This window comes from Ulvibacter sp. 2210JD10-4 (assembly GCF_058148525.1).
This window is the reverse complement of sequence record NZ_JBYVJZ010000001.1, coordinates 191,285-203,534: the sequence shown is the minus strand read 5'-3', so window position 1 is coordinate 203,534 and position 12,250 is coordinate 191,285. Positions and strand designations below refer to the sequence as shown.

11 protein-coding genes are annotated in these 12,250 nt (G+C 35.5%); 6 read left to right on the top strand and 5 right to left on the bottom strand.

The features are described from left to right. Nucleotides 1-30: 30 nt before the first annotated feature. From ACY2RT_RS00975 to ACY2RT_RS00960, 4 genes are all read right to left on the bottom strand, one after another. Nucleotides 31-396: a DUF2200 domain-containing protein gene (locus tag ACY2RT_RS00975; RefSeq protein WP_490153995.1), complete on the bottom strand. Its 366-nt coding sequence runs from the start codon at nt 394-396 to the stop codon at nt 31-33. A gap of 215 nt (nt 397-611) precedes the next feature. After that, nucleotides 612-2,420, bottom strand: coding sequence for a M2 family metallopeptidase (locus tag ACY2RT_RS00970; RefSeq protein WP_490153994.1), 1,809 nt, complete (start codon nt 2,418-2,420; stop codon nt 612-614). A gap of 202 nt (nt 2,421-2,622) precedes the next feature. Next, complete coding sequence (locus tag ACY2RT_RS00965; protein ID WP_490154920.1) at nt 2,623-3,546, bottom strand: SDR family NAD(P)-dependent oxidoreductase; 924 nt, start codon at nt 3,544-3,546, stop codon at nt 2,623-2,625. A 210-nt stretch (nt 3,547-3,756) separates the two neighbouring features. Continuing rightward, nucleotides 3,757-5,118, bottom strand: a complete 1,362-nt coding sequence (locus tag ACY2RT_RS00960) for an amidohydrolase family protein (protein WP_490153993.1) — start codon at nt 5,116-5,118, stop codon at nt 3,757-3,759. 254 nt (nt 5,119-5,372) lie between these two features. Here ACY2RT_RS00960 and ACY2RT_RS00955 point away from each other — a divergent pair, with 254 nt between their 5' ends. Continuing rightward, nucleotides 5,373-6,410, top strand: coding sequence for a DNA cytosine methyltransferase (locus ACY2RT_RS00955; RefSeq protein WP_490153992.1), 1,038 nt, complete (start codon nt 5,373-5,375; stop codon nt 6,408-6,410). After that, nucleotides 6,385-7,410: a BsuBI/PstI family type II restriction endonuclease gene (locus ACY2RT_RS00950; RefSeq protein ID WP_490153991.1), complete on the top strand. Its 1,026-nt coding sequence runs from the start codon at nt 6,385-6,387 to the stop codon at nt 7,408-7,410. Before ACY2RT_RS00955 ends, ACY2RT_RS00950 begins: the two co-directional genes overlap by 26 nt. 54 nt (nt 7,411-7,464) lie before the next feature. Here the strand turns inward: ACY2RT_RS00950 and ACY2RT_RS00945 are convergent, their stop codons facing one another. After that, complete coding sequence (locus ACY2RT_RS00945; protein WP_490153990.1) at nt 7,465-8,073, bottom strand: JAB domain-containing protein; 609 nt, start codon at nt 8,071-8,073, stop codon at nt 7,465-7,467. Nucleotides 8,074-8,200: 127 nt separating this feature from the next. On the opposite strand from ACY2RT_RS00945, the gene ACY2RT_RS00940 reads away from it, so the two are divergent. From ACY2RT_RS00940 to ACY2RT_RS00925, 4 genes are all read left to right on the top strand, one after another. Continuing rightward, complete coding sequence (locus ACY2RT_RS00940) at nt 8,201-9,166, top strand: GlxA family transcriptional regulator (protein ID WP_490154919.1); 966 nt, start codon at nt 8,201-8,203, stop codon at nt 9,164-9,166. An 81-nt stretch (nt 9,167-9,247) separates the two neighbouring features. Continuing rightward, entirely contained in the window at nt 9,248-10,039 is a 792-nt protein-coding gene (locus tag ACY2RT_RS00935) for a DJ-1/PfpI family protein (protein ID WP_490153989.1), read from the top strand. 20 nt (nt 10,040-10,059) lie between these two features. Continuing rightward, nucleotides 10,060-11,040, top strand: a complete 981-nt coding sequence (locus ACY2RT_RS00930; RefSeq protein ID WP_490153988.1) for a prolyl oligopeptidase family serine peptidase — start codon at nt 10,060-10,062, stop codon at nt 11,038-11,040. An 80-nt stretch (nt 11,041-11,120) separates the two neighbouring features. After that, nucleotides 11,121-12,158: a helix-turn-helix domain-containing protein gene (locus ACY2RT_RS00925; RefSeq protein ID WP_490153987.1), complete on the top strand. Its 1,038-nt coding sequence runs from the start codon at nt 11,121-11,123 to the stop codon at nt 12,156-12,158. The last annotated feature ends 92 nt before the right edge of the window (nt 12,159-12,250 follow it).

Genomic DNA, 12,250 nt, shown 5'->3' with positions numbered 1-12,250 from the left:
TTTTTGAGTCAAGAAGTTTACTGTCTATTTTTATGGTTGTCGCAAAATCTTCTCCATCTTTCGTCCTTTTGCTAATTCGTCCACCAATTTATCTAAATACCGTACTTGCCTGGTTAAAGGAGTTTCAATTTCTTCTATCCTGTAGCCACAAATTACTCCTTTAATTAGTGGAGCATTAGGGTTTAATTTTGCATCTGAAAAGAACGTTTGGAAAGTTACTTTCTTGTCGATCAGTTCTTTTAGTTTTCCAGTATCATAACCCGTTAACCACACTATTACCTGATGTAATTCTTCTTTTGTTCTGCCCTTCTTTTCAACTTTTGTAATATAATGTGGATATACAGAGGCAAATGTCAATTTTGCAATACGCTGGTCGTGTTCGGGTGTTGTTTTCATACTATTTCACTTTTTGAAGTCATTTAACCGGAAATCTATCGTTGCTCACAGTATTGATAACGGTTTTACTGTTTGTTAGCAATTATATAAACCAAATATATGGTTTATACAAACCAAGCTTTACAAAGCTAAGGGATTTTACATGCCGGAACAAACAACCCGCCAGAACGACTCTGACGGGCTGGTTACTATTATACAGTGTAAGCCTTTCGGTTTTACAATTCTTCCGGTAAAGTATATGTTCTGTCTTTATTTTGTTCCTTAAGATATTCCATTAATGGAGAAAAATAATCTAACATGGGTTTCGCGCTCATTTCGCTTCCAACACTTTCTTTTAATACTTCTCTCCAATCATTATTGGCTCCTGTTTCTAAAATTCCCTTTAAAAAAGTTCCAACGTCTTTACTACCAAAATAATTTGTAGCATGCGTATCTTGTTTTAAGATATTCTTTGCGATATGGTCATGAAACTGGAATAATAAAATATACGAGATTGCATAATCATAGTATTGCGCGGCATCGTTATTAATGTGTGTTTTTGAAGCAGCATCACAATACTCTTCACCTCTTTCGGTTGGAGGTACCATGCCTTGATATTTTTTTGCCAGTTCCCACCATTTGCTGTTAAATTGATCCTTAGGTAAATCTTCAGCGTATAACGCATTTTCAAATTGAGTCATGACTCCGGCAGAGAAGGGTAAGAACACGATATTGTTTAATGCCTCTTTTAAAAGGTTTTGTGTCTGGTCTATTTCTGCATCTGCATCAACCAATCCTTTTCCAACTAAAAAAGGTTTTTGCATAGCGGCAAACCCTAATAAACTACCAATCGCTTCATGAAATCCTCTGTTAGCACCTCCTCTAAGTAAGGGTGGAACATTTGGATTTGTATACGCCTGATAGTAATAGATATGGCCTAATTCATGGTGGATGGTTTCATAATAGTCTGCAGTAGGCTCTATACTCATTAAACAACGCAGATCGTTTTCCAGATCCATATGCCATGCAGAAGCATGATTGTTTTTCTTATAGGATGCATCTGCCGGAAGGGGATACATGCTGGACTTTTCATAGAAACTGGCCGGAAGTGCATCAAACCCAACACTTTTAAAGAAATCCTCACCTTCTTTTACAATCCATTCCGGGTCCTTATCTGCTAAAACAGCATCTACATCAAGGCCTTCTACAGTAACCAAAGCACTCCAGTCTTGCCCCCAACGATTTGGCAGCCAATGCGCAGGAATATATTCCGGTACTTCGGCATTATATTTATTTGCAAGTTCATAACGTGCCCAGGTGTGTAATTCTCTAAATAATGGCCAGACTTCTTTAACCATTTTATTCATTTCATCAAGCATTTCCTGGCGTGTCATTCCATAGTCCGAAACCTGATAGGTAAAATAATCATCGTAACCCAAAGCCCCTACAGTTTCGTTTCTAAGCTTACGTAAATTCTCCAGGCCGTCTTTTAGGTCTTTACCTACTTCTTTTGACGCTTCCCAATTTGCAAGCAGTTCTTTTTCATCATTAGATCCTCTTAAAATGGCATCAATGTCACCAGTGGTAACGGATTTTCCGTCCACTTTAAAATCGAAGCCAAAGAGGGTTTCATTCTGGGCATTTTCTGCTGCAATACGCTCTTTTACCAGCTCTGAAACCGTTTCGGGGTTATTTGCTGCATTATATAAGATCGTATTGAGTTGCCGTACCTGCACCATATCCAGCTCATCTTTACTTTCCAGGAATTTTCTGGTTTTTTCAATAACATTGGTACTTCCGGTAAATTTTGCATAGGCTTCTCCCGCTTTTTGTACGTTGTATGCATTGGTAGTATCTCCTGCAACAATATGAGTATTGGCGGCCCATTCTGCTTCTGCAGAAGCATAATACAACTTTTTATAGGTAGTTGTGTACTCGTCTAAAAAGTTTTGAACTTCGGTTTTAACGGATGCCTGGTCCTTGCTTTCTTCTTTGCAACTGGCGAAAAAAGAAACGATTAGGGCTAAAAGAATAAGTTTTTTCATGATGAATATTTTAGTTTTTTATAAAAGTATTAAAAACATTTTTAATGTGGAGGCAGGCTAATTTTTTCTGTAGGGGTATTTTATAGGCGAGGACAAATTGCAAGCAGTTATAAAACATATACTACGATTTATGTAACCGGGTAGAGGAGGTGTTAAAACAGCCTCTACCTGTAATTACAACTCTTTATAACCATTAAAACACCTATGTAGTGATCCTGAACGGTCCAACAGCTTTTTCACAACCCTCCCAATTGATGTTGATGTTAGAGTCATCAGAAAGAAGATCTTCCGGAGTTAATAAATCTGGATATCCACTCCAACCAGTTGTCGGGCCGTAAAAATTACCTGATTTAGCTTCAGGATCCATAGTCGCCCGTATTATACCGGTAGCACCATCTTCAGGTGATTGAGCCTGATTCATGAATTCGGTATTTTCGTCCATGCCGCCACTGGAGGCAGTTGTAATCTGAAGGTTTGTGGCAGCTAATCCTGGGTGTGCGAGTAGCGGAATTACGTTCGTAATATTGGCTTCATCCAGTTTCTTTTTGAGGCCGTAGGTAAATGTAGCATTGGCTAATTTAGTTTGATGATAGCGCTCCCATCTGGGCCCTTGAAAGCTCGAATTTTCTTCCTCAGTACCATTTCCTCCTAAATTGCCACCTTTTTGCTCGAAATAATCCGAGACCAGTGGTGCGCCCAACATAGCCATAGAAGAATGATTCACTATCCTTGCTTCTTCACTTTTTCTAAGTAGAGGAAACAATTCCTTTGTAATAAGAAAGTGAGAAATCACGTTGGTCTGCATCTGAATGTCATAGCCATCCTCAGTGGCCTCATCCTTAAGTGCCATAACTCCGGCATTATTGACTAGTACATCAATCACCTCGTATTTTGATTTAATAGTCTCCGCTGCGGTTCTCACACTGTCGAAGCTTTGTAAGTCGCACTCAATCGCATCGAAGTTCCCATTAGAAACGGATTCTTGCAGCTGCCTAAGCGCTTCTTGCGATCTTTCACTTTTACGGTTAAGCAGAATGACTGTAGCTCCCTTTTTTGCGGCTTCTCTAGCACAGACGAAACCCGTCCCACTAGTGGTTCCTGTTATTGCAACCACTTTGTTGGTCATATCTTGTCCGTGGTTAATAATTACATCCTTTAAGTGTTGTGTTTGGATTTTATTTGTCATAATTTTTGTTTTAAATGTTTTAAATGTTTTAATGTCTTTTTTATGAAAAGCAGGATTACTTATAAAAGTAGGAGAGAACCTAAATATAGCCAAATCGTGAGTGTTTTTTATATGCGTCCTAAGTTTACTTTCTTTTAAATTAAGCTTGAATTAATTGTTTGTTAGTTCAATTCTTTCTTGAATAATTCCGTTTTTGAATACCGTGTTTATTGATAAAGTGTTTTTAATTGATTCAAGCGGATTTTTATCCAATAAAATCATATCTGCAATTTTCCCCTTCTCAATTGTACCTAAATCATCAAGAATATCCATCATTTTTGCTGCATTATATGTACCCATTTTTATGATATCCATGGGTTTCATACCACCCATTTCCAATAGTTGCATTTCTTCATGTAAACTATGCCCATGAAATATAAATGTATTCCCGGTGTCAGTTCCTAATACCATATTCACCCCATTTTCATAAAGTGTTTTAATACCTTCTACTTGAAAAGCTATAATATTTTCCAGAGTTGGATCTTTCAGGCCATAATCATTTTTAAAAAAATCAAGCATTTCTTTCGCTCTTTCTATTTGCGATTGACTTGTTAAGTTACTAAACTCCTCAGGATCGTAGATATCTTTAATTTCAGTTTGGTTGACCCATTCCGGGTGAAGCGGATAGATAAAACTTTTATCAAGCATTAAAGTAGTGACCCATGAAACATCAGATTGATAAATCAATTCTATCATTTCCTTGTCTCTTTCAAAATCTAAATCTACTCCGGTAAAATGAATGATGTTATTTATTTTGGCCTCTAAAGCCATACCCAACTCTATATTATCACTAATGTGTACAAAAACTTTGGTATTATTCTTTTTAGCTTCTTTTACTACTTTATTAATAAACTCTTGTGGCATTCGAGGTACTGGCGGAGGCATTGGACCTTCTTCAATAGTTAACTTTATACCTTGAATAGGATATTGTGAAACTTCCTTTACCAGAGATTCTATTTGTAGCGTATCTTTTAAATAAAATACAGTTTCTCCTTCTCTCCAATTACTTGATGAATACGTACGAACAGGGTGACCTCCTTCCATAATAAAATGTTGGCTTGTATGAAAAACTCTTGGAGCAGCTATGGAATCCTGGCTTCCTATTTCCCGCATTTCTTTATAGTATTCATTTGTACAAGTACTTCCTCCGGTGACAAAAATTGAAGTAACACCATAGTGAATGAATTTTGGAAAATCTTTTTGAAAATTGCCGGTATGCGTATGGCAGTCAAATAATCCCGGCATTAAATATTTGTTTGTTCCATTAATGACAGTTTCTCTTTTATTTACTTCCGTTTTATCTATTAAGTGAATCCTTCCGTCTTTTATGTATACGTTTACATTTGATCTCAGCATTGTTGCGGTTCCATCAATCAAATTAACATTTGAAATAACCAAGTCATATTTTTTATCTGGACTTTTTGCACAGCCAATTATAAAGATGAAAATAATCAAATATGTATTATATTTCATGATTTTGGTTTTAGATGATTACCAACTAGTTATGTATGCTAATTTATTGTTGATATACAGTAAAGATAATTTTTTATGTTTTGTATATAAAGAACAATTCTTAAAAGCACAAATCTTTCAACAGCAATTAGTTATTAAAAATAGGAGAGAACCTCAAGATAGCCAAATCTTGAATGCTTGTATTGTAAATAAAAGGTTAGTAAGTTTTATTTTTTTGCGTTTTATCAGATTTAGATTTTCTTAATTTGCAAATTATGGATTACATTGAATATATAAATAAGAATTTAAAACCTTGGATAGACAATGAGCTCAATATGACTGTTTTAGATCTATTTGCTGGTTGTGGTGGATTATCTCTTGGGTTTGAAGCTCAGGGGTTTAAGACTATCGGTTATGAAATGATAAATGATGCTTGTGCAACTTATAATAAGAACTTATTAGGGAAATGTTATAATGAATATTTAACAACTAATTTTGAATATCCTAATGCTGAAGTAGTAATTGGTGGGCCACCATGCCAACCTTTTAGTGTTGGAGGGAAACAGAAAGGATTAAAAGACTCAAGAGATGGGTTTCCTATATTTATTGATGCAGTAAAAAAAATAAATCCTCAGATTTTTATGTTTGAAAATGTCAGAGGCATGCTTTATAAAAACAAGTGGTATTTAGAAGAAGTTATTGACGAGCTAGAAAATCTGAACTACACAGTAAACTATAAAATGTTAAATGCTAAGTTTTATAATGTACCACAAAATAGGGAGAGGGTCTTTGTTGTTGGATATAGAGGAGATTTCTTTTATCCAAAAAAATCTAATAGACTTATCACAGCTGGTGAAGCTTTAGGTGAAATGGCTTTTAAGGCTCCTGAAAACTCAAAATATTTGACTGAAAGTATGGATATATATGTTGCAAAATATGAGAAAGCATCAAACTGTATTAATCCAAGAGATTTATATTTGAATAAACCTGCACGAACATTAACTTGTAGGAATTTAGCTGGAGCAACAGGAGATATGCATAGGATAAAATTGCCAAACGGAAAAAGAAGAAGAATGCTTCCCCGTGAAGCTGCAAGATTGCAAAGTTTTCCTGATTGGTTTGATTTTTATGGGAAAGAGACAAGTGTTTTTAACCAAATAGGCAATGCAGTCCCTCCAATGTTAGCTTACAAGATAGCTGGTCAGATAAAAGAAAATTTAGTAAACACTACAATGAATAAAGTTATAAAAAAGAGAGCTAAACAGTTAAATCTCTTTACACAAATCAATGATGAAGAAAGAATATCTAAATGATAAACTGAAGACCTATAAAATTAAAAATAAAGGTGTCAAAACTCTTATAAATCAAGTGCTTTTTATATTGGATCATTTTGGTGTACCCCTTAATGAAATTACACCAAGAAGAAAAGAAAGAATGGCAATTGCTTTTTTAGCAGTTGCAGATGTCAAAAAATCTGAAGATTTTGAAATTTGTAAAGATCAAAGTGATATTGACAAACATTCCCCAAAGACAAGAGAAATTATTGAATATGTCAATAAATTTTTCCAAGAAGAAATAAGTTCTGGCTCATATGATGATATTAGAAGAAAAGATTTGAAGTTACTTGTTCTTGCTGATATTGTCCTAAAATCAAGCCCAAATTCTGCTACAAATGATTCTACTAGAGGTTATGTAATTAATCCATTTTATGCGGAATTAATAAGAAAGTTTAATAATCAGAAAAACTGGGAGAAGTTTGTATCAAATAGATTAAGCGGCATTGAAACTATTGAAGAGAAATTAGCTGCAAAAAGAAATTTAATAAAAATTCCTGTAAAACTTCCTTCTGGAAAGAAATTAGACTTTACCGCTGGAGTCCATAATGATTTACAAAAAGCAATAATTGAAGAGTTTTTACCTAGATTTGGACATGGAGCAGAAGTGTTATACGTTGGAGATACGGCTAAAAAGTATTTACATTTAGAAGAAGAAAAACTTAAGGAAATTAATTTTTTTGAATTATCTCATGATGAACTTCCAGATGTGATTGCTTTTTCAAAGTCTAAAAATTGGCTTTTTTTAATTGAAGCATATCATTCTACTGGACACATTGACCAAACAAAATATATTCAATTTGAAAAATTAACCGAAAAATGTACTGCTGATATTATTTATGTAACTGCATTTATGAGCAGGGATAAATTTAGAGGAAAAGCTAAAGATATAGCTTGGGAAACAGAAGTTTGGATAGCTGATAATCCTGATCATATGATACACTTTAATGGAGATAAATTTCTTGGACCATATAAATAATATAAATAATGACTTGACAGCCGTATAGACCTTCAAAAAATATCCCAAACACCCCTACAACCCACCAATAACCTTCTTTGTCAACCCGGTAAGTTCTTTAATAGTATCATCATCATAGCCTTTAGCTTTCATTTTAGTAGCAATGCTAATCGCTTCTTTTTCCCGTTCCATTTGGAGGTTCCATTTTTTAATGGTTTCCTTTTCGCGTTCTACAATTTCAAACTGCCCGGACTTGTGTAGTTCTTTTATAATACCTTCTTCTGCAAAGCTGGTAAAAGCTTCTTCGGCGATCACCAAATGATCTATTACATCTATATTAATAAGCTTACCCACCTTTAGCATACGGTCTGTAAAGTTCTTATCTGTATGAGAAGGGGAAGTGTCACCACTGGGGTGATTGTGTACCAATATCATTTTTATCGCCAGTTTGTAAATGGCCATTCTAAAGACATCCGGTGGGTTGGCTTCTACGCGGTTTACGGCTCCCAAGCCTATAAGTTCCACAAAAAGGATCTTGTTTTTATTATCCAGCCCTACTACCCAAAAGTGTTCCTGGTTGCGGCGTATTTTGTTTTCACGTAGTAAGACCTGCTGCATTACTTTGTAGATATCTGCAGCATTGAGCACTTTAATTTTTTGCTCCTTAGTTAAGCGTACATTCATATGGTAAATATACAATTTGTTATAGAACCTTTCACTATCGCTTTATTACACAGCCCATCTTTTTTTGCTATCTTACTGCGTATAATACTTCTATAACAAGATTAACGTTAATAGTAATTAAAAGGGTCTGGCCATTAAGAACATTTTATTTATAGTACCGCCAAATGTGCATCTTCTGGACATAAACGGCCCTGCTCATATTTTTTATGAAGCAAGGGAATATGGTGCGGATGTTAAGCTGCATTTTGTATCTATGACCGGTGCATTAGAAATTGAAAGTAGTGCAGGTTTGTTTTTTTCAAAATTGGCACATTTCAACAGCTTCAAATTGTCTGAAAATGATTTTGTCTTTGTTCCCGGTTTAGAATATAAATTAATCTCAGATGACACTTTTATAAAGGAAAACAAACCCTTTTTTAATTGGTTACACCTTCAATACACTAAGAATGTAAACATTTGTTCGGTATGTACCGGTACATTTTTATTGGCAGAATCCGGTATTTTATATGACCGGGAATGTACCACGCACTGGCGGTATATCTCTCGTTTAACAGATAAATTTCCTGCTATAGAGGTACGAAAAAACAGGTTATTTGTAGCCAATAACAATGTATATACCAGTGCAGGGGTATGTTCCGGAATTGATCTGGCTCTTTATATACTGGAAAACCAATTTGGTTCTAAGTTCGCTGCAGATATTGCCAAGGAGGTCGTTGTTTATTTTCGGCGTAGTGAAACAGACCCACAGCTTAGTATTTTTCTTCAATATAGAAATCATTTGGATTCCAGAATTCATGACGCACAAGACTTTATAGCAAAGCATATATCCAAAACATTTACCATACATGATATTTCTGAAGCTGTTCATATGAGTACGCGTAATCTAACCAGACTTTTTAAAAAAACTACCGGAATTACAATTGGAGCCTATCTTGAAAAATTAAAGGTGGACAGAGCAATACATCTGTTATCCGAAAAAAATAAAGTTGATACTGTGGCTCAGTTGTGTGGTTTTAAAAGTTCAAATCAATTAAGGACACTTCTTAAAAAGCATAAAGGAGTGCTACCTACAGATATCTCTTCCCTAAAGTAAAGGTTGTCCTTATACTGCGTATGCTTGTCCTTTCATGGCATTGTACTTAGGTCTATTTTTGAGTACATAAAAAGTTAGATCATGAAAAAACTATTAATTGTCATTATTTGCCTGCTACAAATCTCTGCGGTGTCACAACCACCTGTAACGTCTGATGCTATATATGTATGTCCGCCATGCAATAACACATGTGATGATTTGGAGTTCAAAAAACCTGGAAAATGTCACGTATGCGATATGGAACTAATCACAAAAGACGAACTGAAAAACTACCCGGAAACTAAAGATATGACCATTGCATTTTATTTACAACAAGGCGTTGAAGTCTTAGACTTTGCAGGCCCGTTAGAAGTCTTTGCAGCCTCGGGCTTTAAAGTATTTACAGTATCCAAGACAACAGATCCCATAATTTCACAAGGGGTGTTAAAAGTGATTCCGGATTACAGCATAGAAAATGCACCAGAGGTAAATATTCTTGCCTTTTTTGGAGGAAATGCCAGTGTCGCCAGAAACGATAAAGATGTTATTAACTGGATTAAAAAGCAAAAAGACAGTGTTGATTATTTGTTTTCGGTTTGTACTGGGGCTTTTATTCTTGGAGAAGCAGGAATTTTGGACAACCAAACGGTTACTACATTTCATTCTAGCATTGAAAGCTTAAAAAAGGCATTTCCTAAAGCAAAAGTATTGTCCAATGTACGTTTTGTGGATAATGGAAAAGTAATAACGACCGCAGGGATATCGGCAGGAATTGATGGAGCGCTGCATTTAGTTGAAAAGATCTATGGTAAAGAAAGAGCACAACGTACCAGTGAATATATGGAATACGATAAATGGGTGCCCGGTGAAGGTCTTATTTTATCTAAGAACTAGCCATAAAGAATAAATCTGTTATGAACTTAAAAATAAAACTGCTTGCTTTATCTCTGTTAGTAATGGGTTGTAATGAGCTGAGCTCGCAAGAAGGAACATATTTCTGTCCTCCGTGTCCGTACGATTGTGACACCGAACGATATGAGCATCCTGGCGAATGTCCAGTTTGCGGAATGACCTTAGTAAAAGAAACAGCTCCTATAAGTTTTGAAGGATATAAGGTGTTGCCTGTTACAATAGAGAGCGGAAATATTACCTTAAATGCAGCCTACTACTCTCCAATAAATGAAACACCAAACAATGCTGCGGTTGTGATCGTGCATGGTTCTGCTCCATCTACTTATAGCGATGTCGCTTATTATACATCAATTGCAACGAAGCTAGGTATGTCGGTGCTGGTATTTGATAAAAGAGGCTGTGGTAAATCCGGGGGAACCTATCAATATTTTACGGTGGAAGATAGTGAGGTCTGGTTTAATTTATTAGCCCAGGATGTTAATGCATGTTTAAATTGGTTAAAGAATCAGCGGGAGGTCGACAATAAAAAAATTGGCCTTTTGGGAGGTAGCCAGGCAGGTTGGATCATGCCTCTTGCAGCTTCAAAAAACCCTATAGTAAACTTTATTGTTGCAGGGGAAGGCGCCACCGTTTCTGCCGGCGAAGAGGCGTACCACAGTAACCTGACCGGTGATGGTTCCGGAAATGGAGTTTCAATTGATGAAGCTGACGAAAAACTTAAACTATTTAAGGGTGAAAAAGGGTTCGACCCCAAAAGTATTCTTAAAAATATGAATGCCAAAACATTATGGTTCTTTGGAACAAGAGATGATGTAATTCCGGTTGATGCCTCTCTTGAAGTACTCGAGGAATTAAACAATGAAAATTTTGATATAATAATATTACCTGATGGTGATCACAACTTCATGAATGTGGATACCGGAGTTCGTTATAAGCTGGAAGAATACATACGTCCCTGGCTTATAAAAATAGGAGTTTTATAGGATTCCGGCTATTAGAAAGGAATACATGTTATTTTAAGATAAATTCACGACTATAGAATGGCAAACAAATTCTGTAGTTAATGGTACGTAAGATCAATGCCGAGATCAATAAAGTATACTTCATTAACAAGTATACCATGATCCATATACTTGAGGGGACCGGAAATATTCAGGTGGATTTCAGGAATTATGAAGATTGGGAAGATAAGGCTATCTATCTGGAGAAAGGACAGTATATTAAATTTATGTCTGATGATTTTGTGGTACGGTTTATCGACTTTCCGGATGAAGTACTCTTTAGGTGTAAAGATGTACGCATCCTGTTCAAGCATCTTATTTCACTGGGCTATATTAATTTTAGTGAATGTGAAGATTGCCAGTTGTTCTTAGACAATACTGTGTTTAACAGTAATATGTGTGATCTTATAGATGTTTCCACAGAGCAATGGTATTGGGAAAATCCTTTTCAGGCCAGTAAAGAGGAATACCAGGTTATATTTGATGTAAAGGATGTCATAGATTCCGAGTTTAATAATAGAATCAATACACAGGCTTTAGTAAACCATCTTACAGATACTCAATATAATGTACAACACTTAATAAAGGATAAACTTGGTATTTCTGTTCGTAAACTCATACATAACAAACAACTTGTAGAAAGCCAAAAAGAGGTGGCGTTTACAGAAAAAAGTATGCAGGAGATTGCCTATGATCTGGGATATAAAGACCCCGGATATTTTAACCGGGCCTTTAAAAGAGAAGTAGGGCAGACTCCCAATCAGTTTAGAGATAGTTTTGACTACCACAACAGGGATACTTTCTCACAGGATCTTATAGAACTTATTCAGCTTTTTCATAAGGAAGAACATAAGTTAGGCTTTTATGCAGAAAAGATGAACATTAGCGTAAAAGCATTGTCTAAAAAGGTGAAGCAGAAAATGAACCTTTCATTAGGTAAACTAATACGGTCACAACTCATTTTATCTGCTAAGGTCATGTTGACAGAAGGAGAAAGCGTTAAAGAGACAGCCTATGCTTTGGGCTTTGAGGAAGCCAATCATTTTTCATCCTTCTTTACAAAGTATGCAGGTATGTCACCTTCAGTATACAAAAACTAAAAAGTACAATTTTCTGCGTGTTTTTTGTAGTCGCTTAAAAACAATTCATTTTCATATTTGCAGTGTAGTTACAAACAAGATTTGTTGAATCA